The 25,818-nt window shown below is 66.5% G+C and carries 21 protein-coding genes and 1 pseudogene; 8 read left to right on the forward strand and 14 right to left on the reverse strand.

Features of this window, described 5'->3' with window-relative positions; all coding sequences use genetic code 11:
- Nucleotides 1-65: 65 nt before the first annotated feature.
- Nucleotides 66-743, reverse strand: a complete 678-nt coding sequence (locus ACFV2O_RS22320) for a TetR/AcrR family transcriptional regulator (protein ID WP_379253453.1) — start codon at nt 741-743, stop codon at nt 66-68.
- A gap of 113 nt (nt 744-856) precedes the next feature.
- Between ACFV2O_RS22320 and ACFV2O_RS22325 the strand changes: the two genes are divergently transcribed.
- Together ACFV2O_RS22325 and ACFV2O_RS22330 are read left to right on the forward strand one after the other, a co-directional pair.
- Entirely contained in the window at nt 857-2,446 is a 1,590-nt protein-coding gene (locus ACFV2O_RS22325) for an MFS transporter (RefSeq protein ID WP_355074338.1), read from the forward strand.
- 38 nt (nt 2,447-2,484) lie between these two features.
- A complete protein-coding gene (locus ACFV2O_RS22330) occupies nt 2,485-2,880 on the forward strand; it encodes a transposase (protein ID WP_379253657.1) in 396 nt (131 codons plus the stop codon).
- A 102-nt stretch (nt 2,881-2,982) separates the two neighbouring features.
- On the opposite strand, the gene ACFV2O_RS22335 is transcribed toward ACFV2O_RS22330, so the two are convergent.
- The 4 genes from ACFV2O_RS22335 to ACFV2O_RS22350 all read right to left on the reverse strand — a co-directional run bounded on the left by ACFV2O_RS22335 (nt 2,983) and on the right by ACFV2O_RS22350 (nt 7,509).
- Entirely contained in the window at nt 2,983-4,149 is a 1,167-nt protein-coding gene (locus tag ACFV2O_RS22335; protein WP_379253454.1) for an FxsB family cyclophane-forming radical SAM/SPASM peptide maturase, read from the reverse strand.
- A gap of 91 nt (nt 4,150-4,240) precedes the next feature.
- A complete protein-coding gene (locus ACFV2O_RS22340) occupies nt 4,241-6,034 on the reverse strand; it encodes an HEXXH motif domain-containing protein (protein WP_379253455.1) in 1,794 nt (597 codons plus the stop codon).
- A 15-nt stretch (nt 6,035-6,049) separates the two neighbouring features.
- Nucleotides 6,050-7,288 (reverse strand): FxsB family cyclophane-forming radical SAM/SPASM peptide maturase, encoded by a 1,239-nt coding sequence (locus ACFV2O_RS22345; RefSeq protein ID WP_379253456.1) that lies wholly within the window; start codon nt 7,286-7,288, stop codon nt 6,050-6,052.
- Nucleotides 7,289-7,356: 68 nt separating this feature from the next.
- On the reverse strand, nt 7,357-7,509 hold the full coding sequence (locus ACFV2O_RS22350; RefSeq protein ID WP_354957206.1) for a hypothetical protein: 153 nt from the start codon (nt 7,507-7,509) through the stop codon (nt 7,357-7,359).
- Nucleotides 7,510-8,974: 1,465 nt separating this feature from the next.
- On the opposite strand from ACFV2O_RS22350, the gene ACFV2O_RS22355 reads away from it, so the two are divergent.
- Both ACFV2O_RS22355 and ACFV2O_RS22360 read left to right on the forward strand, forming a co-directional pair.
- Nucleotides 8,975-10,765: an HEXXH motif domain-containing protein gene (locus tag ACFV2O_RS22355; protein ID WP_379253457.1), complete on the forward strand. Its 1,791-nt coding sequence runs from the start codon at nt 8,975-8,977 to the stop codon at nt 10,763-10,765.
- Nucleotides 10,758-11,996 carry an MFS transporter gene (locus ACFV2O_RS22360; protein ID WP_379253458.1) on the forward strand — a complete coding sequence of 413 codons (1,239 nt, stop codon included), beginning with the start codon at nt 10,758-10,760 and terminating at the stop codon, nt 11,994-11,996. The genes ACFV2O_RS22355 and ACFV2O_RS22360 overlap by 8 nt, the downstream gene beginning before the upstream one ends.
- 627 nt (nt 11,997-12,623) lie before the next feature.
- Here ACFV2O_RS22360 and ACFV2O_RS22365 read toward each other — a convergent pair.
- A complete protein-coding gene (locus ACFV2O_RS22365) occupies nt 12,624-13,679 on the reverse strand; it encodes an alpha/beta fold hydrolase (RefSeq protein WP_379253459.1) in 1,056 nt (351 codons plus the stop codon).
- A 587-nt stretch (nt 13,680-14,266) separates the two neighbouring features.
- Nucleotides 14,267-15,133 (reverse strand): LysR substrate-binding domain-containing protein, encoded by an 867-nt coding sequence (locus tag ACFV2O_RS22370; protein WP_379253460.1) that lies wholly within the window; start codon nt 15,131-15,133, stop codon nt 14,267-14,269.
- A gap of 80 nt (nt 15,134-15,213) precedes the next feature.
- Here ACFV2O_RS22370 and ACFV2O_RS22375 point away from each other — a divergent pair, with 80 nt between their 5' ends.
- Nucleotides 15,214-15,696, forward strand: coding sequence for a cupin domain-containing protein (locus ACFV2O_RS22375; protein WP_379253461.1), 483 nt, complete (start codon nt 15,214-15,216; stop codon nt 15,694-15,696).
- A 196-nt stretch (nt 15,697-15,892) separates the two neighbouring features.
- Here ACFV2O_RS22375 and ACFV2O_RS22380 read toward each other — a convergent pair whose 3' ends face one another.
- From ACFV2O_RS22380 to ACFV2O_RS22395, 4 genes are all read right to left on the reverse strand, one after another.
- A complete protein-coding gene (locus tag ACFV2O_RS22380; RefSeq protein ID WP_379253462.1) occupies nt 15,893-17,317 on the reverse strand; it encodes a wax ester/triacylglycerol synthase family O-acyltransferase in 1,425 nt (474 codons plus the stop codon).
- A gap of 2 nt (nt 17,318-17,319) precedes the next feature.
- Nucleotides 17,320-17,790 carry a CoA-binding protein gene (locus ACFV2O_RS22385; protein ID WP_379253463.1) on the reverse strand — a complete coding sequence of 157 codons (471 nt, stop codon included), beginning with the start codon at nt 17,788-17,790 and terminating at the stop codon, nt 17,320-17,322.
- Nucleotides 17,791-18,230: 440 nt separating this feature from the next.
- Complete coding sequence (locus tag ACFV2O_RS22390; protein ID WP_379253464.1) at nt 18,231-19,757, reverse strand: amidase; 1,527 nt, start codon at nt 19,755-19,757, stop codon at nt 18,231-18,233.
- Between the two features lie 270 nt (nt 19,758-20,027).
- Nucleotides 20,028-20,696, reverse strand: a complete 669-nt coding sequence (locus ACFV2O_RS22395) for a TetR/AcrR family transcriptional regulator (protein ID WP_379253465.1) — start codon at nt 20,694-20,696, stop codon at nt 20,028-20,030.
- Between the two features lie 97 nt (nt 20,697-20,793).
- Between ACFV2O_RS22395 and ACFV2O_RS22400 the strand changes: the two genes are divergently transcribed.
- Entirely contained in the window at nt 20,794-22,233 is a 1,440-nt protein-coding gene (locus tag ACFV2O_RS22400) for an MDR family MFS transporter (protein WP_379253466.1), read from the forward strand.
- Between the two features lie 59 nt (nt 22,234-22,292).
- Nucleotides 22,293-22,379, forward strand: a pseudogene (locus ACFV2O_RS22405) (FAD-dependent monooxygenase); the annotation flags it as partial.
- Nucleotides 22,380-22,561: 182 nt separating this feature from the next.
- Here ACFV2O_RS22405 and ACFV2O_RS22410 read toward each other — a convergent pair.
- On the reverse strand, nt 22,562-23,218 hold the full coding sequence (locus ACFV2O_RS22410; RefSeq protein WP_355074313.1) for a helix-turn-helix domain-containing protein: 657 nt from the start codon (nt 23,216-23,218) through the stop codon (nt 22,562-22,564).
- 212 nt (nt 23,219-23,430) lie between these two features.
- A complete protein-coding gene (locus tag ACFV2O_RS22415; protein ID WP_379253467.1) occupies nt 23,431-24,558 on the reverse strand; it encodes an NADH:flavin oxidoreductase in 1,128 nt (375 codons plus the stop codon).
- 111 nt (nt 24,559-24,669) lie between these two features.
- Here ACFV2O_RS22415 and ACFV2O_RS22420 point away from each other — a divergent pair, with 111 nt between their 5' ends.
- A complete protein-coding gene (locus tag ACFV2O_RS22420) occupies nt 24,670-25,137 on the forward strand; it encodes a MarR family winged helix-turn-helix transcriptional regulator (RefSeq protein WP_379253468.1) in 468 nt (155 codons plus the stop codon).
- A gap of 323 nt (nt 25,138-25,460) precedes the next feature.
- On the opposite strand, the gene ACFV2O_RS22425 is transcribed toward ACFV2O_RS22420, so the two are convergent.
- The coding region (locus ACFV2O_RS22425; protein ID WP_379253469.1) for a tachylectin-related carbohydrate-binding protein at nt 25,461-25,818 on the reverse strand (358 nt) is incomplete at its 5' end.

Genomic DNA, 25,818 nt, shown 5'->3' on the forward strand with positions numbered 1-25,818 from the left:
GCGGCGATATCGACCCGTTCGATTCGCGATCCAGCCGTGCGGTGATTTCGGGGTCGGTCGATGCTCTACCGCACGTCATCGGCGACATCAGGCGCCGATGACGAGTGAGCGTTCTCCAAACCGGCTGCGATGACGGCGATTTCGCCCGCCTGTCCCGGTGGCACGCCGAGTGCGACCAGGCAGGCGCGGGCAGCCGCCACGTCGGGGTCGGCCTCGGTCCAGCTTCCGTCGGTGCGCGCCTCGAGCAGTGCCAGAACCAGCCCGGCGAGCGCGCGGGACAGCGCTTGGGCGGGGAGGTGATCGGAGTACACGCCGAGCTGCTGGCCGTGGCGCAGCATGGCCGCGCCGTGCTCGTGCACAGGCGCCAGCCGCGCCTCGATCCGCGCGCCCAGGTTCGTCTCGGTCAGCTTGAACAGCAGGCGGTATTTGTCGCCGACCCGCCAGAGGGCGATCGTGCACCGGGCCGAGGTCACCGTCACCGGCTCGTCCGGGTCGAGCGAGCGCAGCGTGTGTGCGATGTCCTCTGACGCCAGGTCGAGGAGGCCGTCGATCAGTGCCTCCCTGGTCGGGAAGTGGCCGTAGAGAGTTCTGCGAACGACGCCTGCGGCCGAGGCGATCTCCTCCATGCTCGCCGCGGGATTGCGGGCCAGTTCGGCTGCCGCGATATCGAGGATCCGCTTCCGATTGGCCCGCGCTCGTGTGCCCGGGGTCGTCGAGGAAGTCGTGCTCCTGGTCGCTGTCATGTGAGTCCCTTCACGTCGAAGCCTTCCACAGTTGCGCATCGTTGTGCAAATTCTATACATTGCACAGCAATGTGCAAATGCACAGTGGTGTGCAGATAGTGAGAGGAACGGATGTGTCTCTGCTAGTCACCTCACCGGTGGAACCGGGTGCCGTATACAGCCGCCGCTGGGCCGCGCTCGCCGTGTTGTGCCTGAGCGTGCTGATCGGCGTCATGACGAATACGTCGCTGATCGTGGCCGCTCCCGATATGACCCTCGACCTAGGTTTGTCCAGCCAGGACCTGCAGTGGGTCGTCGACGCCTACACCATCCCGTATGCCGCCTTGATGCTGCTCATGGGTGCGATCGGCGACAAGTACAGCCGCCGCGGCATGCTGATCCTGGGTCTGGCCGTCTTCGCGGCCGGCGCGGTGCTGGGCTCGACCGTCGACAGCGCCGACTGGGTGATCGCCGCGCGGGCGATCATGGGGACCGGGGCGGCGATGATCATGCCCGCGACGTTGTCTTTGCTCGTGGCGACCTTCCCGAAGCGGGAACGCGCCGTGGCCATCACGATCTGGACCGCTACCACCGGCCTCGCGATCGCGGTCGGTCCGTTGGTAGCGGGCTGGCTGCTCACCGACCACGGCTGGGCGTCGACCTTCCTGATCAACGTTCCCATCGCGGTCATATCGATAGTCGCGGCGCTGATAGTGGTCCCGCCGTCGCGGGCGCACACGACACAGCGATTGGACCTCATGGGCGGCGCACTGTCGGTCGTTGCGGTCGCGGCGCTGGTGTACATGATCATCGAAGGTCCGCGCAACGGCTGGCACACCTCCGCGGTGCTCGCCGGTGTGGTGGCCGCTTTCGCCGCGGCGGGGTTCATCGCCTGGGAACTGCGGCATCCCAACCCGATGCTCGATATCCGCAAATTCCGCGATCGTGCGTTCGCGGGTGCGAATCTCGCTGTGCTGCTGTTCTTCCTGGCCGCATTCGGCGCGATCTACTACGTCACGCAGCATCTGCAGTTCGTGCTCGGATACGACGCCCTCGCCACCGGCGTGCGGCTGCTGCCGCTGGCGGGCGCGGTCTTCGTCGGCTCGGCGATCACCGGCGTGCTGACGCCGCGCCTCGGGCTTCGGGCGATGGTGGTGGCGGGCATGCTGCTCGGCATCCTCGCCTTGGCGGCGTTGACCCAGGTCGACGCCGAGTCCGGCTACTCGGCGTTCGCCGGGCCACTGGTGCTGATGGGCCTGGCTATCGGACTGAGTGTCTCCCCCGCCACCGACACGATCATGGATGCCTTCCCGGAACGGCTGCTCGGCGTGGGTGGCGCGGTGAACGACACCTCGGTGGAACTGGGCGGCACGCTCGGCATCGCGATCCTCGGCTCACTTCTCGGCACCGCCTACGGCGACGAGATCGCACCGATCGTCACCGGCCGCATGCCCGCGGAAGCCGCCGGCGCGGTACAGGACTCCATCGGCGGCGCGCTCGTTGTGGCCCAGCGGCTCGACGAAGCCGGGATGCACCAACAGGCAGCCCAGTTGGTGTCCGCCGCCGATGCCGCCTTCGCCCACGCCGTGTCACACACCAGCCTGATCGCGGCGATCGTGCTGGCGGTCGGCACCCTCGCCGTCGCCGCACTGCTGCCCGGCGGGCGCAAGAAGGGGTCCGTCGCCGCTTCGAGTGCGGTCAAGGAAGAGATCACGGTCGGCTGACGCGGTCTGCGCTCCAACCGCACAGCGTGGGCACGCAGATGCGTGCCCACGCTTGCGCTGTCGGTGGAGAGGGCGTCTCTGTAATCGGTTCTCACAGCTGTCGGGGATTGCATGTGTCGATCTCCGATCCGGCGACGTGGAACGACCTCAGGTCGGGTGTCGGTGACCAGGATGGTGGCGGTGAAGTGCGGCGATCAGCGTGTCCGGCGAACCCCAGCCCCGGTTGGTGCCGTCCAGCGCTTCGGCTCGGTCGGGTCGGGTGGTCCGACGCGTTGGATTGGCTGTCGTCGGGCACGAGCAGCGCATCGCGATGTGTCACAGATGAAGGTCGTCGGGTTGCCGACGTCGCCCGCGCCCCAGGAGTCACCGAGGCCACCCTGTACCGCTGGAAGCGGCAGGCCCTGGTCGACCGTGGTCGCGCACCCAGCGGATGAGCGTATCCGTGGGTGTGACCGGCGCGGTTTCCAGACGTTCGGCAAGGTCTGCGTGACGCTCGCACCCAGCCTCCGACGATGATCCATGCGCCCTGGCAGTGGTCACCCGTGGAGTGCCGTGGCGACGTCGGCGCGCATTCGCGATTCGATGTGGCGAATCAATTTGGCCAGGTCGGCGCAATACACCGAGGGATTACGGAAGCCGTCGCCCTCACGGTATCGCGTGACGTAGTGACCACCGCCGCACACGGTGTGTATCGAGCAGGCGCGGCAGGTGTCGCTGAGCGCGTCCGCGCCGATCTGGCGCGCCACGATCTCGGGTACCAGCATCGCCTGGTCGAGCGGATTGCGTTGGCCGGAAGGCAGTTTGGTCGCACCCGAGAAGGTCGCCTTCAAGTCGTCGATCTGCGCTACACTTCCGTCGGTTTCGATCACCGCTATGCGGGTGGGGCCGAGGCCCCATACCTCTGATTCCACGGTCCCGCCCAGTATCAGGTCCATGATGTTCTCGAACATTCGGATCCGCGTGTCCAATTGCGGCGCGCCATACCAGCGGTCGAAGATCGGGATCAGCCAGTCCGCATACGGAGTGGCTCCGGGATCTGCGGATAACCCAGGCGGCGGCGTCGTCCAATTGCCCAGTGGAATCTCGAAATTGACTTTCGGGGGCTGAAACGCGAGTAATCCTTCGTAGGCCTGCAAGGGGTCGTTTGCGAGGTCGATGACGCAGAGCAGACCGTTGAGCAGATGCCGCCGATCGCCGATCCTCAATTTCTCGAGGGCGGCAGCGACCCGGGAGTAGCTGCCCGCGCCGCGGCGGTCCCGGCGATGGCGGTCGTGACTGCGCTCATCGCCGTCGAGACTGACGGTGATGCCGATGTCCCAGTCGTCGCAGATCCTGAGGAACTCGTCGTCGAGCAGCACGCCGTTGGTCTGCAGAGTGAGGTTGACAGCGGTAATCGGCTCCAGCGCCGCCCGCGTCTGCGATGCGAAATACTCGAGATCGGCATGACCCGCCATGAGCGGTTCGCCGCCGAAGAAGACGAGACTCACCGCGGGTGGGCCGAACCTGCGAACGTGATCGGCGATTGTTCGCAGCGCGTCGTCGAAAACCTCCCGGCGCATAGCCTTCGGCTGCTCCCGCCAACTCTGGTCGGCCATTTCGTAGATGTAGCAGTAATCGCACGCCAGATTGCATCGACTGTGAATCTTGAGGAGAAACTCCGTAAACGGAAGCGGCTCGAATCCGTTGCGCTGCAATTCGGCCACGTCGAGTCCCGTCTCGGGCCATGACTTCCGCACTGTGGGCAGCCCCAGTGCCACCGATGTCGGTTCCATTGTGTGCTCTCGATTCCTGGTTTCAGATATCGGTGCGTGGGCGGTCGGACAACCACCGCACCAGCTCGACGACGTCGGTCTCGGTGCCGTCGGACAGCAGCCGCTGGTACAGGCGCGCCGCCACCTCGGCCCGATCGTTGAGAACGCCGAAGTCGGCGTCGGGAAACAGTTCCGGCAGGCTCGAGGCCAGACCAGCCCAGAGCTGCGGGAGCAGCGGGTCGACGCGCAGATCCAGGGCGTACAACTCGACGGCCTCGGCAGGCTCGCCGGCCAGGTAGGCGCGAGTGCCGCGGGGCAGTTCCGCGGGCGCGACGCTCGAAGCGGCGGCCGGGTCGTGCATCCTCAGCCGTACCGGAATATGCAGATCGCGGTGGCGATCCGGGATCGTCTCCTGATCCACGTACCGTATGGACGGCAGTTCCGCGGGAGGTTCCGCTCGCGCGACCCACAGCTCCGCCAGCTCGGCCAGCTCGGCGTCGTCGGATGTACGATTGCGCACCTGCCAAGAAGTGCGATGTGCCACCAGAATCTCGGCCACCGCGTCGCGAGCCTCCGCCGGCACGTCCTCGTCGGCCCACGGCCGGACGCCTGCGGTCAGCGCGCTCAGGAACTCCTCTCCACTCTCGGTCAGCAGGCCAGAACCGGATGCCTGCTCCATCGCGGTCGCCAGTTGTGTACGCCCGCGCTCGAATTCGATGTGCGCACGCATCGATCGGTGGCAATCGGCATGCCGGTGTACCCGCCAGAAGTCGGTGACCCCGAAGAAGGCGTAGATCCCGTGCAGCAGACCGAGGATCGGCCGTGGATCATCGCGCCACGGCGCGTAGAAGCGACACGTCGGGTCGGGATCCACGATCAGCACCTGATCGGCGAGCATGGCGAGTTTGCTGTGCTGGATTTCGTGAATCAGCGACACCGCCATTTCGCAGGAGTCCTTCGGGGCTGTGGTGTACACACAGCCGGTCCCGCTGAAGGCGGTGTGGCCGACGGTCGCCGCCACCGGTCGCGCGGTGAGCGGCGTCAGTAGCCGCAGGCAGGCACGCATCGGCGTCAGATAGCCGGGGAAGTCTCGTTGCAGGACGTGCCAGGCCTGCGCGAAATCCTCTCGCCAAGTGTGGAATTCGTCGGTCGTCAGCCGCGGTGCCGTACCCGAGGGCAGGTCGCGGAACGGGTCGAGATCATCGAGGACGACCTCCGGTTCGCCGTTTCCGCCGTGCAACCGCCGCAGCGGCAGCCACGCCGGGTCGGACTCGTCCGCAGGCGACGCCACCGAGATCGGGGCGCTGTCGTCAGCGACGATGCGTATCGCGCCATCCCCCCAGTTCAGCATGCAGTGGCCGTAGTCGCCCGCGGATCCAACCCGCGCCATCCCGATCCCGGGCAGCATGACTTCGCCGTTGCGTACGACAACCCGCATCGACCCGCTGGGCAGATTGGTGACCACGGCGGCCGCTGCCAACCAGCCGAGGTAGCCGCAGTCGGCCCACAACGGAGTTGGTTCCCGATCGTCCGAGGCGTTGCGCAAGCGCTGGAGCACGCGGCCGAGCCACACCCCGGTGTGCGGGTAGGCCAGCAGTGCCTCGACCGCGCCCGGATGTGACTCCTCCAGCTCGGTCAGGACCCGATAGGCATCGGAAAGGCCGGCGGCGTCGTCGATTTCCGGGTGGTGAGCGGTGACTTCGGTGATGAGCGCGCGTAGTAGTACGAGTCGTATGGTCAGCATGTCCGAAGTCATCCGGACGACGGCTGCCTCCGTGCCGTAACCGGTGAACAGCTCGGCCGCTGCATGGTCGATACCGATGGTCGGGGCGGACATGGTGCACTCCTGTCGTCAGTGATCTGCGGCGGCGGCGAGGTCGGTGCGGACCCGCGCTCCGATGTGGTGGATCAGCTTCGTCAGGTCCGCGCAATACACGGAGGGATTGCGGAAGCCGTTATCGGCGCGATACCGGTGCACGTAGTGCCCGCCGCCGCAGACGCTGTGGATCGAACATGCCCGGCAGGTTTCACTCAGGGCATCCGCGCCGATCTGACGAGCGACGATCGCGGGTTCCAGCAGTGCGAGGTCGAGCGGATTGCCCACGTTCGCGGTGCGCAACTTGGTGGCCCCAGCGAAGGCCGACTTCAACTCGTCGACCTGCTCCAGAGTGCCGTCGGTTTCGATCACGGCCAGCTGTATGGGGGCCAGCCCGAGTAATTCGGATGTCACGGAGCCGCCCAGCAGCAGGTCGATGATGTCGTCGAAGATCCTGACCCGGGTCTCCAGCTCCGGAGCCCGGAACCAGCGATCGAACACCGAAATGAGCCAGTCGGCGTAGGGGGTAGCGGTGTGGTCGGCGGTCCGCGCCGGTGGTGGCGTCGTCCAAGTGCCGTGCGGAAGCAGAAAATCGACCGCCGGGGGTCGACAGGCCAGCAGCGCTTCGTAGGTCCGCACCGGGTCGTTGGCCACATCGATGGTGCAGAGCAGGCCGGCGAACAGGTGCCGGTTCTCGTCCGCAGTCAGTTGCGTGATCCCGGCCGCGACGCGCGTGTAGCTCCCGGCGCCCCGCCGATCCCGGCGATGTCTGTCGTTACCGCTCTCGTCGCCGTCGAGGCTGACTCCTACGCGAACATTCCAGCGCGCGCAGATGCGCAAGAACTCCAGGTCGAGCAGCACGCCATTGGTCTGCACGCCCAGCCGCACCTCGGTGATCGGCTCCAGTGATTCGCGCGCCGACCGGGCGAAGTATTCGAGATCGCGATGTCCGACCAGCAGCGGTTCGCCACCGTGGAACACAAGATCCACCGCGGGCAGCTGGAAGCGGCGAGCATGATCGGCGATCATCTGAAGGGCCTCGTCGAAAACCCTGCGGCTCATGGTCTTCGGTTGATCGCGCCAGCTCTGATCGGCCATCTCGTAGACGTAGCAGTAGTCGCAGGCCAGGTTGCAACGGCTGTGGATCTTGACAACGAATTCCGTGAACGGCAGCGGCTCCCAGCCACGGCGGCGCAGCCCGTCGACATCCAATCCAATTGCGGGCCAGGACGGTTGCACCACGGGTACGCCCAACGGCACCGGGCCGGACTCCATATTCGCTCCCCTCGAGCTGCGGGAACGGCCACGGGCGCGCTGCTACCGAGTCGCCCGTGGCCGCGTGATCACTTGGTGGGGTTGATGAACGACTTGAATCCGCCGGGGGCCCTGTCCTGCGAACCCTTGGCGTAGCGCTCGAGGGCGGCTCGCATGGCCGGAGTGCAGTGGGTGGCCAGCTCTTCCGTGTTGAGTGCCGCGAGTTCATCGAGTCTTCCCATTTACGGGACCTCCTTTTCTGTATTCCCGTAACGGCGCAGCAAATGCCAGGCGTTGCAAGAATTGATCGGCTCGACAATGCCGACAAGTGAACGGGATATCTACCAATGGGTGACGATTGTCGTCCCGAGAGTGATCTTAATCGCGCGGAACGTACGATCGCTCACGCCTGTCCCCGTTGTTGGGAAGGACATCTCGCACTCGCGCAACAGCTATTCACGGCGATGGGCGAGTGCGAGGTCGTATGGAGCTCGGATTTGCAGGGGGCCGTTGGGTCAGCTCTTGATGTCGCTTTCAACTCGAACCCGCTTCGCTGCAAAGATGCGTGCAAGCGTGAACCGGCCCAGTTCGACAGAAAGTCACATACCGCCCATTACGGACAATTCGCCAACTGGCGGCAATTCCTGCCGAATGCCCGCGCAGCGGCACGGTGTGCAGGTTGATGGGTAGCCGTCAATTCTGTGGGGCGAAGTCCGCGAGTGCGCCCCCGATCATCTCGCGCAACCAAATCCGCCGGTTCCACCTCGAAGGTCGCGGTCTGCTCCATGGCGCTGCACAACTTTCGTGTCACCGTGGCCAAGGCGGCTCCGAAAGTCGCCGATAACACCGAAATAGCAACCGACGCGGCCGTCACAGTGACGTAACTCGCTGCCATGGCGGGCAAGGTCTGGCAACTCCGCGACCCTGGCCGTCACGGTCGCACTCGCCGCGATGTCCAGCGCCTTCGCCACGCCCGGTTCAGGTCCGCCATATGCGGGCGTCTATGCCGCGACCAATTGCTCGTGCGAATGTCCTAGCAGACTCCACTCATATCCTTGATCGCACCGGTCACCGTGCCGCAGCCGGATCCCTTCCCTTGGATCAGGGCACTCGCTGCCGTGCCGCGTTCGCCGATGCTCTCCGGATACTCCCGATTCCCAGCCATGGGAGTTGCGATCGCCAGGAATCCCATTGTCTTGCAATAGACTTCAGTCAACGGGGCCGATAGCCTATGGCCCAGCGAAGGTAATCTCCCAGGACGGTCGATTGTCCGACTGCGCGATCGGCAATTTCACTATCCGTACACGGGAGTGAAAGAAGGAGGTATCTCGTGGAGCATCTTGCCGAACCCGCCCGACAGGAGCGGCGCAGTTGATGGTAAGTAGTCCGGCGATATAGAAATCGACCACGGGTGGTCTGGTGCAATGCTACCCGTGGTCGTTCACGCAGGTGGACAGAGCAAGAGATTTGCCGTTGCCTGTATCGATAGGACATTTCCGGGAGCAACCCTTCTGGTCCGCGGCGGGATTGGATGCCACCCGGCTATCTTGGAAACCGGCGTGTGATTCTTCGGTGACCTCATCGATCTTCTGCTCGGCGGACATCCGACATCGGAATCCGCTGGACTCACGCCCATCTGATTTGCCGTGATCTCGTGTCGGTACGGACCCCGACTCTGCCATCGACACCTAGCGACGGGACACCCATATGCCAACGACAGTCACCGGGATCGACGATGTCACGGCCAGCTCGAGTCCCGGCTACGGAACCGAGCCTGCTATCGCGACGCTGACCGAAGGCGCGCTATTGATGCGGCTGATCCTGCTGCGAACTCTCATCGCCGAAACCACGTCGCGGCCGGAAATCGCCGACGCCGCAGGCCTTTCCCTTGCCTACCAGACGCTGGCCGAATTGCAACGATCCCATCCGGCCGAGGTCGCTACGCTGTTGTCGTACCCGCACGTCGGCCCGTGGCTCGCCCAGGTCCTGCAGCGCCTCCATGCCGAGCCCGACGACGCGCCGACCCCACTGTGGGCCGACTGTGGCTACCTGGGCTGGCTCGCCGCGGCAGGCGCCATCGCCTGTCTGCCCGAAGGTTCCATCAACCTCGTAGTGCGGAACGGCGTGGTGATGTTGCCCGGGATCGGCAGGGCCGAGCTCGGCCCTGCCGAGGACAACGGGCACTGCGAACTGCACTGGACACGGGACGGCGCGCTGCGCTTCACCCGGGGAGCCAGCACAGTTCTCGTCCCGTCCCAGCATGACGAGTCCGATCCCGCCTGGCTGCCGCTGCGGCGATTGCGGGGGGCGGATGCGGAACGGGAGGTGTTCCTGGACGACCTGGACCCGTTCCGATACTTGCTGGACGGTCAGCAGCCACCGCGGCTCACGACCGCCCAAGCCGGCACATGGCAACAGGATTTCGCGGCGGCCTGGGAACTACTGCGCCGAGACTTCGACCGGTACCTCGTGCCGATGCGCAGTTGCTTGCAGTCTTTGGCGCCGCTGAGTGCACAACCACTCGCGGCGAGCACGAGCCACACCGCATTCAACGGAGTCGGCTGCGTCTATACCACGGCCCCCGCGGACCCATGCCAGCTGGCGCTCACGCTGATCCATGAGGTCCAGCACACGAAGTTCACGCTGCTGACCGATCAGATCGTGCTGTTCGATCCCGACTCGGTGTGCCGCTTCTACGCGCCGTGGCGCGACGACCCGCGTCCGATCATGGGCCTGCTGCACGGGATCTACGCATTCTTCGGAGTCACCGACTTCTGGCGAATACATCGTCACGCCGACTGCCACCGATCGATGGAAGCGAATGTCGATTTCGAATTGTGGCGTCTACAGGTGGAAGGTGCCGTGGCGCAGGCATCGACCTCGAGTCTGCTCACGGAGGCGGGTTCGCAATTCCTGAACGCGCTCAGCGCTGAAATGCGCCCGTGGGGAGAGGAGGACGTGCCCACGGCGGTCAGGGTCGCCGCGTCCGAGATGGCGATAGCGCATCGGACGTTTTGGCAGGTGCGGAACCTGACACCGGACGTCGCCGGCATCGCCGAGCTGGCCGTGCGCTGGATCGCGCGGGCGCCACGGCCCGACGGCCTGCCGCCCGCGGATCAGGTGGACCAGAGCACCGTGCCGAACGATCATCGCCGCCTGCACCTTCCAGCGCAGCTGAAGCTGCTGGACCACGCCGCGGCCGAAGCTCTGTCGATCCCCGAGCAGCCGCGCGGCGACCGGGCCTATCTGGCGGGTGACATGGCTGCGGCGGTCGCGCTGTACACCGAGGAGCTGCGCGTCGACCCGCTCCGGCCACAGTTGTGGGCGGGCTTGGCGCTGGCGTTGCCGAAGCTCCACCCGGACGATGACTTCAGCGTTCTCGATGACAGGGCCGAGGTCGCCGCCCACCTGTGCCAGGTGCTGCTGGCGGATGCCGAAGGTGTCGAGATCGTCGATCTGGTGCGGTGGTTGTCGAGGTATCCGCGCACTCATGGGTAGATCGGGAATTCACGCCAACCGGAACTTCCTGCTGCTGTGGTCCGGAAACGCGACATCGCTGGTGGGCTTCCACGGCGTCCGAATCGCCTATCCGATGCTGGTTCTCGCGGTGACCGGCTCGCCCGCCGCGGCGGGATGGGTCGGTTTCGCGTTGAACCTGCCGAGTCTGATCTTCCAGATCCCGGCAGGCATCGTCGCGGACTATTCCAACCGGATCCGGACCCTGGTGATATGCCAGATCACCGGGTTGATCGCGGCCTGCCTGGCTGCCGGAGCGGTCGCTGCCGAGCTCTCGAGCCTCGCGCTGATAGTCGGTGTCACGGCGTTCATCGAGGGCAGTGTCTACGTCTTCGTCGGCCTCAGTGAGCTGGGCGCGATCCGCGACGTGGTGTCACATGCGCAGCGACCCGCCGCGTTCTCGTTCCTCGAGGCCGAGCAACCGATCGCCATCCTGGTCGGACGGGCCGCAGGTGCGGCGGTCTACGGCGTGGCCCGCTGGCTGCCGTTCATCGCCGACGCCGTGTCGTATCTCTACTGCCTCGTCGCACTGTTGCTGATCCGTCCGGACTCGACAGCACCGCGGAAAGCCGCCGAGCCCGAGCGTCATTCGGTCCGGCGTACGATCGCCGATGGCTTCCGTGTCGTTTGGACCGAACCTTTCCTGCGGACGTCGACGGCGATGATCGGACTGTCGAATATCGTCATTCAGCTCGTCTTGCTGCTGATACTGGTGGAACTGAAGAACGGCGGCGGTCCCGCGTGGACCGTCGGCGTGGTGCTCGGCGCCGCGGGCGTCGGCGGAGTAGTCGGCGCCGCCGCGGCAGCGCGGCTCACCACTCGCTTCCCTCCTCGGAGTGTCTATCGGGGCGCGCTGTGGGCATGGACGGCGCTGCTCGTTCCGATGGCGCTCAGCGCCGAACCGTTTGTGCTGGCCGCGTGTTGGTGTGGCATCGGCGGCGTGGGGGTCGTCAGCAACGTCGCGTTGACGATATCCCGGCTCGATGTGATCCCCGAACAGACGCTCGGTCGCGCGGTCGCGACGATGGCACTGTTCTGCGACGGCGCGGTCGCGCTCGGCGCGCTCGGGGCGGGCTATCTGTTGTCCACAGTTGGCGCCGTCGCCACGCGATGGTTGGCACTCACGGCCATGTTCACACTCGCCGCATACGCAAGTACTCGCACCACCCGCTCTCGCGATCTACCGCTTGCGCTGACATCACCCGATTCCTGAGGCGCGAGCCTGCTCGTCCCAGCGGGGCAACAGTGCCGCGCTCGGGCAGCGCGATCCATGATGAATTTCTGCTGTCTGCCCTCCATACCGGCAGCCCGCCACGGTGGCGGACACCGACTTCCGGGGTTGTGTCGCAGGCCTCGGCCTACGACACAGCACGGCCTCGGCGCTGCTCGTGTACTGGCCGTCGCATGTTCCGTCGGCGCCTTCCTGCTCTGCAACTACGGCCTACGCCGGATGGCCTCGAGCGTCGCGGTGAACATCCTCAACCTGGTGCCGGTGTTCGGTGGCTCGGTGCCGTGGTGATCAATGCGGAGACGGTCCGGCCGGCGCAAGTCTTCGGTGGGGTCATCATCATCGCCGGGGTGACACTCGGATCGGTCGAGCACCGCTCGCCCGCCGGGAAAGTCGCAGTTCCCCGAACCGACCCGGCCACCGAGTGCGTGCGAACGAGTTCGTCCTGCAGGGTTGCGGTCGAGTCGTCGTCGGATTCGGCCCCGTCAGTGATCGACGAGAGGATGCGCCTGAATCGGCAGGGCAGTGGGCTTCAAGATCACGATCGCGTTTGCTCGGTCGACTGTGCCCGAATGTCCGTGGCTCCCTGCCTCGTCGGACCTCGACGCCGAGCTACCGAGTGAACCGAGCGATGTCCTCGGCAACGCGCTCTGGTGCTTCGAAGGGGAACGCGTGACCGAGCCCGGGGTAGATCAGCAATTTCGAATTGTTGATGTAGCGATGTAGCACGATGGAGTTGGCGGCGGGTTCTTGCTCGTCGTTCTCCGCGCCCAAGATGAGGGTGGGCAGCTGCAGGGCCGGCAAGCTGCTGATGACGTTGGTGGTGGGGTTGATGAGCCAGTCGGTCATCGCGGCGCGTTGACGGTTGAGGCCGGTGAGGTTCGTCCCGATCCTGTTGAGGCGCAACCCTGTTCGTCGACGCCACGCTGACAGAGCGTCGGGGTGGCCGCTGAAATACAGTGGAATGACCTGGTCGGCAGGCGCAAGCGGGTCGAACGCGGGCAGGCCTCGGACCAGACTGGGCAGATCGGGCAGCACCTGCTGTGTTCCGCCGGGGCCGGTTCCCATCAGGACCAGGGCGCCGACGTCATCGGGATGGTCCACGGCCATGCGTTGCGCGACGAATCCGCCGAGGGAGAAGCCCACCACGGTGGGGCGGTCCACGTGGAGTGCCTGGATGAGGGCTGAAGCCTGATCGGAGAGCTGAGGGACAGTCGAGATGGCCGAAGAGCCGGCCGGGGTTCGTCCCACGCCGTCGGAGTCGAAGATGACGACGTGATTGGTCATGGCGAGGCGGTCGAGCAGTGCCGGATCCCAGTCGTCCATGCTGAGTCCGAGACATGGGGTCAGCAGCAAGGTTGGTCCATGTCCGAAGCTGCGGTAGGCGATCGGCAGCCCCGCGACGGTGACGACGTGCGTGGGTGCCGTCAGCGACGGCGACCGGTCGAAGTGATCGGCCGTTGTCGACTCGATGTCGGTATGGGCAGGCGGGCGGGCCGTAGGGGCGGCGTCAGCGGCGGTGGGCGCGACCAGCAGCATGCTGGTTGCCAGTGCGGCCACGACGGCCGAGGCGGGCGCCGAGCGTCGCGAGACGGGTCGCCCACGGTGGGGCATCGGCCCGCTGCCGGGTGTTGCCGGAGTTGGCTGCAGTGGATGGTGGGCGGACATGCGGGCTCCTTACGGTTGCGGGATGGACTGTGTGGATGTGCTGTGATGGGCGTAGGCGTGCTGTTCGGACATACGTCCACTGCCTCTTCGGGTCTGAATGGGCGTCCCCGCGTATAGGAGATGCCGGGGGCCCGAAAGGATTCACAGCTGTCATCTGCCAAGAGGCGAAGCGGCGACCACGAGATCGTCACCGATACACCGCGTCATCGGCGACAATCCGAGTCGGCCGGCGTACTCCGGTGCGACACCTGCGAGGCAAGGGCAATTTCGTCGCGCTGCTTCTCACATTCGATGCGCCACGTTCTGCGACATTCTGCCGGTTATGAGCAGCGCGGCGCGGCCGCGCCAGGACAGCGTCCCAGATTGCCTGGGCTGGGTGCGCGCCGTATTGAGAATTCCCTGATCCCACGGGTGAGTCTTTACGCCCGAGTTCGGAAAACGACGGCGCACCCCCTCGAACGCACTGAGATGCCGCCGGTCGATCGATTGACTCGGTGATCGGCTGTGGCGCAGGACATCCGCTCGAGTAACCGATTCCAGTGCGTCTCGAGCCGAGCTTTAGTTCCGGCTCGTGGACCGAGTCGCCTTCACGGCCGAGGTGGGGGATCGAGGTATGCGATCGTGGCTATCTGCACGAACGATCGGATCAGGGGGTTGGTGTCACCCTCGTTCCAGGCGACCACCACTCTGCTCGGTGCCATGTCGATCAGTGGGACCGTGCCCAGTCCCTCTGGCACACTGTGCCCGAGCGGGGTGATGCCGACGGTGCCGTTCCAGAGCACGGCCTGCACACATTCCTGAACGACCCGCACTACCGGACCTCCGCGTGTCCGGCCTCCGTTCCAATATGTCTGCCAGGTGGGATCGGTACCGTCGGGGAACTGGAACCAGCGGTGGCCGGCCAGGTCGGCCAGCGTCAGGTGGTCGCGGCGGGCCAGTGGATCGTCGGCGCGCAAGACGGCCCCGACCGGGTCGGCACGCAGTTCATGCACGGTCAGGGCGGTGTCGTCGAACGGGGCCCGGGTCACGGCGACGTCGACCAGGCCCGCCCGCAGTCCGCAGGTGGGGTCGGTGAGATCGGTGTCGCGGATGCGGATGTCGACCTCGGGATGCTTGTGGCGGTAGGCCGCGGCAAGCCTGGTGACACCGGGGTCGGTGCCGTCCCCCAGGATGCCGACGGTGAGATTCGCGGTTCCGGCCGCGGCGGCGACCCGCACGGTGGCGCGCTCGGCCTGATCGAGCAGGGCGCGCGCCTCGTCGAGCAGCACCGTCCCGACCCGAGTGAGGCCGACACCGGTGGGCGACCTGTCGAACAGGGCCGCACCGACTTCCGACTCCAGTTGCCGGATGGCGCGGCTCAGCGGCGGCTGGCTCATGTGCAGCCGGGCGGCGGCGCGACCGAAATGGCGCTCCTCGGCAACAGCTACGAAGTAGCGCAGCATACGCAGCTCCACGCTGGCACGATACCCGTCCGGTATCGGCATCGCAGAACAGGTCTTGGACGCGCACGACAACTCGGCGGTGCAATCGAAACATGTCAGACGACAAAAACGACTCCGGCACAACCGTTTCGGTGGTGGGCCCGGGCGAGGGAGAGCTGATCATCCTGGGCGCCACGCGAATGCGCGTCCTCGAGGACGGCAGCAACACCGCGCACCGCCTCGGACTCGCCGAATCCATCATTCCCCCACACACTCCCGGACCACCGCAGCACCGGCACGCCCAGCACGACGAAGGGTTCTACATCATCTCCGGCGCGCTGCGGTTCACCGTCGGCAACACCGACTACGACGTGACAGCGGGCACGCTGGTGATGGTCCCGCCCGGCGCCCCGCACACCTTCGCCAACATCACCGATCGACCAGCCGTCATGCTCAGCACCTTCACCCCCGACCTGTACGTGCAGTACTTCCGCGACCTCCAGGACATGGCCGCCGACAGCCGGGGACTGACACCGCAGGTGAACATCGAGGTGATGAGCCGCTACGCCACCGAGCCCGCCACCGACTTCGCCTGAACCCCGGGTGCGCCCGCGGCCCGGGGCGGCGCAGTCGGAGTGCCGGTGCCGCGGTTCTCCATGGCCGCGCGGCGGGTGTACTTCTGGCCCGGACGATGGGCGCGGCGCTGGTCCGCACGGCGGCAAGCCGGGATCCGGGGGGCCTGTGCTGGTGAGCAACCTGCTTCGGCTGATCAACCTACGGGCCGTGGCCATATCACGCTGATGCCGGGCTGGCACCGGCCCGATCGCCCGTCTCGGACCCCAGGATCGGTTGCGCGAGGTCATCGAGTGCATCGCGTATCCCGCGGGCGAACACCTCCACGTCCGGGCAGTTGTCCTGGTCCGCGGCGGCAGTGAAGTTGAGCTGGCCGGCGTACGACAGGGCGGCGACGACAAGTGGCAGGTTGCCCATGGGCGGCAGCACCGGAAACACCTCCAACAGCGGCGCGCCGGCGAGATACAGCCGCATCGGCGGACCCGGGACGTTGCTCACGACCAGGTTCACTGACCGCTGTCGCGGAAACAGCCGGTACCAGAGGCGCTGGCCGGCAACGAATCTGAAGATTCCGCTGCCCGCCTCGGGGCGAGGCTTGTCCCTCAGTGCGCTTGTCTCTGCGGCGATCGATGTGAGCCGGCACAACGAGTCCGGCTCACCGACCGGCAGCGGCACCATCATCCATCCGGGCGTGTTGCCTTGCGCTTCCCCGGGACGCGCTTCGTGGTGGGAGATCGTTACCATCGCGCGCTGGACGAGCCCGTGGACATCCTCGCCGCGGCTTGCCAGCAGTCGGCGCAGGCCACCGGCAACCGCGGTCAGCACGACGTCGTTGACGGTGGCGTGATGGTCATGGGCGACATGTTTGATGGCGTCGAGGCGGCCGCGGACGATGGCCAGTCGGCGCTCGGCGCCTACAGGGTGGTTGAGGCTGGTTCGTGGGGCGGGCTTTTCTGTAAGCACCTCCCGCCAGGCCGGCAACGCACGGCGCGCGAGACGCAGTGTTCTGCTCGGATGGACAAGACCCGACCACCCGAGCCGTAGTTGGTGTCGGCGGCCTCGCAGGTTGTCGCGGAGCAGTTCACCGGTGGACGGGGCGGGTGTCGGACTCCACGGCGGTGCAGACCCGACCGGCGCGTCGGCGGTCCGGTCGAGCAGCGCCCCGAAGGCGGCCATCGCGGCCGGGCCATCGGCGAGGACGTGATGCAGCTTCAAGAACGCGCCGACCCGTTGTTCCGGCAGGCCGGGTAGCAGCCACAGCTCCCACAGCGGCCGGTCGGGATCGAACGGTCGCCGGGCCAGTTGCTGGCATATCTGCAACAACTGGTCCTGGTCGCCGGGCGCGGGAAGCGCATGGACGTGGATGTGCTCAGCGAGGTCGAAGTAGGGCGCGTCGATCCACAGCGGCCAGCCAAGCCCGAGCCGCGGCCGGCGCAGCAGTTGCCTGAAGCGAGGCACCGAATGCATTCTCGGCTCGAGGTGTCGCCGGACTGCGTCGAGCCGGACGCTGCCGTCCACGTCGAGCAGGCTAGTGCCGTCGAGGATGGCGAGCCCGCCGATGTCGGTGGACCAGCCGTAGTCCTCCCAGAGCAGCAGGAACAGGTCCGAAGCGGTCACCCGTTGCAGCAGACGGGTCTCGGTCATGACTACACGCTCTTCGGAACGTGACTCCGGTAGACCACACGCATGACCTTGTGGCCGAGGTCGGCGGTCGGTTCGAACATCAGCGGGCACCCTCCGTCGATCACAGTGATGCCGTGCCCACGCCCATAGTCCGTGGCCGTGTCGCTGACGCTGCCCACGCCGTAAGACCGATGCATCCATACGTGTTTGATCCCAAGTTCGACGCACTCGCGCATCGCGCTGTCGGCCTTGTCGGGCGCGGTGGCGATGACGACGGCGTCGACCCCTCCGGGGATGCTCTTCAAGTCGTGATAGCTGCGCTCGCCCTCGACCTCGTCGGTATTGGGATTGACCGCGAACACCTCGTACCCGCGGTCGCGCAGACGCTTGTAAACGACGTTGGATCCGTGCTCCTTGGGTTTCCGCGATACACCCGTCACCGCGATTCGCTTGTTCGCGAGGAACGCAGAAGCCGCTTCCTTTATCGTCGGCATCATCCACCTCCAGTCACTGCCCGCAATACCTACGCCGGCGCGGTGATCCGGTCTTCGTCGAGCCGGGAGTCTTTCGTTCGACTTCGATCGAGTAATCCGCGGCGAGCGCTCCGATTGCGGCCACCGTGAGTACCCCTCTTTTCTTCACATCGTCGTCTTCGGGACTACCTCGCGGCAGGGCCGAAGGTCCATCGCTCACCGAGCCGAACCGCCTTACTGCCCACACCCGATTCGCGACCCGTTGAGTGGTCCGGACCCGAGGCGACCGTCGCCGCCATCGAGGCGCCCGCATGCCCTCCGTGCCCATCCTCTACTCCCAGCTGCGCCGCGGGCGTGCATTATCGGCACTGTTTCGCCGTCCCGGTCGGTCCGACCGCGGGTGCCGCCAGGGGCCGGCCTGTGCGTTCGTCATCCGCTCGACCGGCACCCGGTAGCGCACCCTACTTCGGTGCCTGGAAGCCGCCGATCTTCTGCTCGAGCAGTTCGGCCAGCCGCAGCGGGGTGCGGTCCTCGAACATCGGACCGATGAGCTGCACTCCCACCGGCAGGCCCTCGGGTGAGCGGCCCGCGGGTATGGCGGTGGCGGGCAGGCCGGGCATGGTGGCCATACCGGCCCAGACGAGCTGGTCGAAGTACGGGTACTCGACGCCGTCGATGTCGATGTGCCGGTCCTCCAGACCTCCGTCGTGGTCGTGCGGGAACGCGGGAGTAGGCGTGATGGGGCACACCACGGCATCGAACTCGGCGAACAGCTGCCGCCAGCCGTGGCGGTGGAGTTCGCGACGGTTGTTCGCCTCGACCCAGTCGCGGTGGCTGAGCACCATGCCGCGAAGCCGCGCCGCATCGAGGCTCCGGTCGTCCGCGCTCAGTGCGGCGGCTTGGGTCTGCAGCTGTCGGTACACGTCGAGGGGAAGACCCGCGGCGGCGTTCGACAGCATCAGTTGCATATAAAGCGTCGCCGCTTCGATCGGATCGGGCAGCAGCGGGCTGTGCCGTTCGACGCGGGCGCCCTCGTCGACGAGGGCCTCGGCGACCCGGTTCACGCCCGCCCGCACCGCCGATCCGGTCGGAATGAGCGGATGTTCCTCGATGATCAGGACACGGAAGTCGGCCAGCCGTTCGTGGCGCGCGGGCGGCAGTGCGACGTCGTAGGCGACGCCGTAGGTCAGCGGGTCCGGTCCGGCCATCACGTCGAGCAGGAGCGTGAGGTCGCGGGCGGTGCGCGCCATCGGACCGACAACAGCGAGGTCGAGATCGACCGGCAATGCCGGCGCCGGCGGCGCGACCATACCGCGGGACGCCACCAGTCCGAGTGTCGGCTTGTGCGCGTAGATGCCGCAGAAATGCGCGGGGGTGCGCAGCGAACCGGCGAGGTCGGAGCCGATGGACAGCGCGCCGAATCCGGACGCCAGGGCCGCCGCGGAACCGCCGGACGACCCACCCGACGTGCGGCTGTGGTTCCACGGGTTGTTGGTGGTTCCGTAGATCTCGTTGAAGCTTTGGATATCTCGCAGCGTCAACGGCACATTGGTCTTTCCGAGCAGCACCGCGCCTGCGGCCTTCAGCCGCGACACCTGTACCGCGTCCTCGGCAGGCACATAATCCTTGTACTGCGGCATGCCCCAGGTCGTGGGCAGTCCGGCGATGTCGTAGGACTCCTTGACCGTGACCGGAATACCGAGCAGCGGCCGATCCTCGCCGCGGGCGCGCGCCTGGTCGGCAGCGCGTGCGGCGGCCCGCGCATTATCGAAATCCGGTACGCAGATCGCGTTGATCGCCTTGTCGTCGCGCTCGATACGCGCGATCGCCTCGTCGGTCAGTTCCACCGATGTCACTTCACCGGCATGCAAGGCGGCCGCGAGTTCTTCCGCCGACTGAAAACTCCAATTCATGAATCCGACGGTATTGGCCTGCCGGACAGGACATAAAATGCCGCTTCGCGCAATGGAAAGTCGAGCGGACACCATGCACCGGTGAAGTCATGCGCTCGTTCTGCCATCGCCGGACATTCCACCCCAGGTCACAGCGTCGGCAGCGGGCCAACTCCATGAGCGCGGGGCATAAGAATGCCGCGCCGGGCAACGGGATATATGTCTCATATGCTCATCCGCGGTCAACGCGTTCGTAATCACTTCCGCCGACCTCTGGCTTAACGCACAAACCGACTGAGAGAAACCGCCGGAAAACACCGATACCGAGATTGGCCCGAGCGTCGCCGCGCCCAGGAAGAGCCCGGATCAGGCCCCTTCCGGTGATTCGGCCGTGCCGAGGCGGCGGATAAGGGCGCGGAGTTGAGTGCGATAGTACTCCTCGAATTCCGGTGAGCCGGGAGTCTTTCCGGTGGCTCGCAGGGCGGCCTCGGGGAGCATCAGGGGCGCCAAAACCATGCTCATGACGGCCATGCGGACGAACGCGGGATCCAGCTCCGGGGCTATCTGGCCGCGCTCCTTTGCTCGGCGGAGGTTGGCCAGATCGGTGTCGATGACCGTGGCGTCGTCGATGTAGTCGGATTCGGTGCCGCCCCCGGTCAACCCGCGCCAGATGACCAGGCGGGCCGGGCGTGGGTCCGCCAGCGCGGCGGTGAGGTAACGGGCGGCGGTCTCGTCGAGGGGGAGTGCCGGATCGGCACGCTCGGCCTCGGCCTCCGGCCAGTGCCGTTGAATCTCTTGATAGAGGTTTTCCTTGCCGCCGAAGTAGTAGGCGATGAGCTGTTTGTTCACCCCCGCGCGAGCGGCGATGTCCTGGACCCGCGCACCGTCGAAGCCCTTTGCGGAGAACTCATCCAGGGCCGCATCCAGCAGAGCCTGACGGGAGCGCTCGGCGTCGCGGCGGCGCTCGTCCGCGCTGGGGGCGCGGCGCGGACGGCGGGCCGGGCCTTCGGGCGTCGGATCCGTGCTGCGGGCCATGCGAACAGGTTACCGGTTCGGGTGACTGGTTCAACCAGTCGGATGCATTGTCATCCAATTGGTTGACAGAGTTTTCCGCGTGGATGACACTGCGAAGGTGACTGCTTCCAACGTTTCCGACGGCGTGACCACCGGGCTGAGCCCGCAGGCACGTCGGGCCGTGGTCGTCGTATTGGTCGGCGCGGTGCTCGCCTTTCTCGACGCCACGATCGTCAATGTCGCTCTGCACTCCCTGGCTACGGCCCTGGACGCGTCGCTGGACGCCATCCAGTGGGTCGTCACGGCTTATCTCCTGGTGCAGGTGGCGGTGCTGCCCGCCAGCGGCTGGGCTGCCCGCAAGATCGGGCCCAAGCGGCTCTATATGAGCACGCTCGGCCTGTTCACCGTCGCCTCGATCGCCTGCGGACTCGCGGACTCGGTGGGTACCCTGATCGTCGCCCGCGTCGCGCAGGGATTCGGTGCGGGGCTGATGATTCCCGTCGGGCAGTTGATCCTGATCGCCAGCGCTGGGCAGCGCGGCATGGCGCGAGCCATGGTGGCGGCGGGACTGCCGATGGTGCTCACACCCGTCATCGGGCCGACCATCGGCGGACTGTTGTTGCAATACGCGGGCTGGCAGTGGATCTTCCTGATCAACGTGCCATTCGGCGTGCTGGGCCTGGTGCTGGCGTGGCGACTGCTCCAGCCCGACGAGCCGAACGAAGCCGCGGGTCCGTTGGATGTCGTTGGACTGGCGTTGATTTCACTCGGAACAGTGGGCGTCACTTTCGGATCGGCTCGCGCCGGAGTCCGGAATGTGACCGATCCGCAGGTGCTGGTTCCGGTCCTGGCCGGCGTCGCCGTCATCGGCCTTTTCGTCGTGCACGCGACGCGATCCGCGCATCCTGTTCTCGATCTGCGGCTGTGGCGGGATCCGCTGTTCCGTGCTGGTGCGGTCACGACGCTGGTGCTGGGCGCGGTGACCTTCGGGGCGATGGTGCTGCTGCCTCTGTATTTTCAGGTGATCCGAGATCAGGATGCCGCGCACACCGGAATGCTGCTGGCCCCGCAAGGGCTGGGCGCGGCCGTAGCCATGGGGCTGTCGGCACCCATGGTCGAGCGGCTCGGCGGGCTCACCAGCGTGATCGGTGCGGTGATCGGTGTCGTCGCCACGGTGCCGTTTCTGTTCGTCACCGGCGACACGCCGTATTGGCTGCTGGCCGCCGCGATGATCGTGCGTGGGCTCGGCATCGGACTGGCCGCGACACCTGCCATGACGGTGGCGCTGCGCAACCTAGGCCCGGCTCAGATGGCGGACGCCACACCTCAGCTCAACATCATGCAGCGCATCGGCGGATCCATCGGCACGGCCGTGTTCGTGGTGGTCCTGCAGCAGGGGCTGAGAGACAGCGGGATCCAGCACTCGGAGCAGGCGGAGGCGTTCGCGACCACTTTCACCTGGGTGCTGGGAGCCGCACTGGTCGCCATTATTCCCGCGGCCGCGTTGGCCGCACGGGGCGGACGCGTCGACGCGGCCGATTACTCTCTCGGCAACTGAAGCAGACGCCGACGGGGCAGCGGTTTTCGTCCCTCAGGCGCGCGTTGCCCCCGATCGTAAGGGGGGTGTTCTTGCTCGGTGACGCGGCCCACCTCACCCCGCCGTTCATCGGTCAGGGGATGGGCGCGGGACTAACATCGACTGCCCGGTCTCGCCCGTGTGATATCCAGCGGCGAGATACCACCACTGCGCCGCTCGGCGCTGGAGGCCGCTCCACTGCTACGGCGCGGCAGGGCGTCTGTTGCCCAATGATCGCCTCGAGGGCGGGCGCCGCCTCGACGAGGTCACGGATAGACCTGCGCCACTGAGCATGACGATGCCACCGGAACTATGGATCAGGGACTAGCTGCGGCTGCGGCTGCGGGGGCAGGGGATGGGAGACGAGCTTCTGCGCCGAACGCTTGTTCATGCCGAACATGCGCAGCACATGGAAGGTCATCTCGTCGGTCAGCGCGCCCGCATCGGCCCCGGGTTGGGCGTCCAGGAGTTGCAGCAGGCCCAGCAGCGCGCCGCCTGCGGCCATGACGGCCATGTCCGGGTCCATCGGCTCGAACCGGCCCGCCTCCTGGGCGGCGATGATGTCGCGGCGGGCACGCGGGGCCAGGCCCTCGTCCCGAAGCAGCACCGGCATGCCGGAATTCAGCAGCACCCGCACTATCTCCGGCGCCTGCCGCTGGAGACGGCCGGTCATCCGGAAACTCACCGCGAATACCTCGGCCGGGTCGTCGTACAGCTTCACGATCTCGTCGCGCATCTCGCTGTAGACCTGCAACACCGAGCGGACGGCTTCGTCGAACAGCTCTTCCTTGGAGGTGAAGTGGTTGTAGAACGAGCCGAATCCCACGTCGGCGGCGTCGGTGATCTCTTGGATGCTCACCGCCGAACGTCCTTCCGCCAGGAACTTCCGTGCTGCGCCCAGCAGTGCGTTGCGGGTGCGTTCCCGGCGGCGGTCGATGCGATTGCGCACCACGGGGTCGGCGGACATGGATCCCTCTTCCATCGGCGAATGTCACCGTAATCGTATCTGATGGCTCCATCAGATACGATTACGGTGGTGACGGTCTCCCGGCGGTGGTCCATGCGCCGAACGCCAAGTGTCCTGGATGCGCTCGCCCGGCGTGGCTCGCTATGGATGCCCACGGTGCGCTCGATCCGCCGTTTCGCTCGGATCGACGACGACGGCCTGCTGAAACTCGCTTACCTCAGCGTCTTCAGTGCCGCCGCGTCGTACGGCTTCAGCTCGTCGATCCGCCCCGCCAGGACCTTGGACGCCCACTCCGGGTCCTGGAGCAGGGCGCGACCGACGGCGACCAAGTCGAATTCTTCGCGCTCCAGGCGATCGAGGAGGTTGTCGAGGCTGCCGAGTTCGGCGCCCTCGCCGGTGAAGGCACGGAGGAAGTCGCCGTCCAGGCCGACCGAGCCGACGGTGATGGTGGGCTTGCCGGTGAGCTTCTTGGTCCAGCCTGCCAGGTTCAGGTCCGAGCCGTCGAACTCCGGGAGCCAGTAGCGACGGGTGGAGGCGTGGAAGGCGTCTACGCCGGCTGCGGCGAGCGGAGCCAGGATCGCTTCCAGCTCCTGCGGCGTCTCGGCGAGCCGTGCATCGTAGGCCTCCTGCTTCCACTGCGAGTAACGGAAGATCACCGGGAAGCCGGGCGAGACGGCCGCACGAACAGCGGCCACGATCTCGGCGGCGAACGTTGTACGGGCCACGATGCCGCCGCCGTAGGCATCATCACGGCGGTTCGTTCGCGCCCACAGGAACTGGTCGAGGAGATAACCGTGAGCGCCGTGCAGTTCGACGCCGTCGAAGCCGATGCGCTCGGCGTCCGCCGCGGCCTCGGCGAAGGCGCCGATGACGTCGTCCAGGTCACCCTGGGTCATCGCCTTACCGAGACCCTCGGTGCCGTCGACGCGAATACCGGAGGGGCCGACGGCGGGCGCATCGGGGTAGGGCGCGTCCCCCTGGTTGCGGACCATGCCGATGTGCCACAGCTGCGGCACGATGGTGCCGCCTGCCGCGTGAACGTCCTCGGCGACCTTCGCCCATCCCGCCAACTGCTCTTCACCGTGGAAGCGCGGCACACGGTCACTCTGCCCAGCGGACTCGTGGCCGACGTAGGTGCCCTCGGTGACGATCAGGCCCACGCCTGCGGCGGCGCGGCGGGCGTAGTACGACCGCACATCGTCACCGGGAACGCCGCCGGGGGAGAACATGCGCGTCATCGGCGCCATCACGATGCGATTCGGGACGGTCAGGCCGTTCAGCGCGACGGGCCGGGAGAGGATCTCGGCTGTGCGCGAGGCGTCGGACGCGGTGACGATCACTGGGTACTCCTCGTTGGTACGACTTCGATGGTTGAGAACTTCAAGCAATGGCCACACACGGTAAGGGTAAATATTTGAGATAGTCAAGTTTCTCCGGATAGGCTGGTCGCCATGGCAGAAGCTCCCCGCGTCGACACGGCCCAGTTGATGGAGCTGCTCTCGGTGTCGCTCGGCGTCTACTACGGCGACTTCACCGTCGCGGCGGCGAGCGAGAACTTGACGGCGAGCCAGGGCAAGGCGCTGACCGTGCTGCGCCGAGGGCCCGTCGCGATGCGCGCCTTGGCCGAGACCTTGGCCTGCGACGCCTCCAACGTCACCGGGATCATCAACCGGCTGGAGAAGCGTGGCCTCGTGCGCCGAGAGGCCAGCGAAGCCGACCGGCGCGTCACCAATCTCGTCATCACGCCCGAGGGCGAACGGATAACCGACACGATCCGGGCGAAAATGCGCGCCACCCAGGACGGCCTGAACAGGCTCAGCGACCAGGACCGCGACTGTCTGTACGAACTGTTGGAACGGGTTTTCGTCTCCCGGCTCGTCACCCGAGCGGACTCGCCTGCGTCGGTCGCAGGTCGATAAGCGCCGGCACACCGACCCGAAAGAGCTGTTCCAGGCCAACGACCGACGTTGTCTGGAAATGCGACGAGCACGCCCCTCCAAGCACTACCGACGCCGCGGCGCTGCGCACCGACGGCCACGCCGGTCGGATCCAGCTCGGGTGGGGTGCTGAGTCCGGGCCGGTCAGGGTATGCGCTTCGGAGGACTGCGGGCACGTATGGACGGAACGTAATCGGGCGGCGGTCTCCGCCTCCTTTGGATGTAGACGCTCCCCCAGAGGCCTCTGGGGGAGCGTGCATCAAGCGGAGCCGCGATTCACAGGACATCGAATCTCGGATGGATGCTCAGACGAGGTGGAGGTAAGTGTCGCCACTGAACACCGAGCTGTAGATGTCCCAGCCACCACTGATCTTCTTCCCACCCGCACCGGCCGTCCACGTCGCCGTGCCGTCTCGCCACCCGTCGTGGCGGTACCAGTGCAGGTCACCGTTCGGCTTGATGCCGTAGATCGCGCCGTCGTAGCCGCTGAACACCTTGTCGTAGATGTCCCAGCCGCCACTGATCCGGTTGCCGCCCGCACCGGCGGTCCACCTGGCGGTGCCGTCCTGCCACCCGTCGTGGCGGTACCACTGCAGGTCACCGTTCGGCTTGATGCCGTAGATCACCCCGAGGTAGCCGCTGAACACCTTGTCGTAGATGTCC

It is taken from the genome of Nocardia sp. NPDC059691 (genome assembly GCF_042733915.1).
GTDB classification, from domain to species: Bacteria; Actinomycetota; Actinomycetes; order Mycobacteriales; family Mycobacteriaceae; genus Nocardia; species Nocardia sichangensis.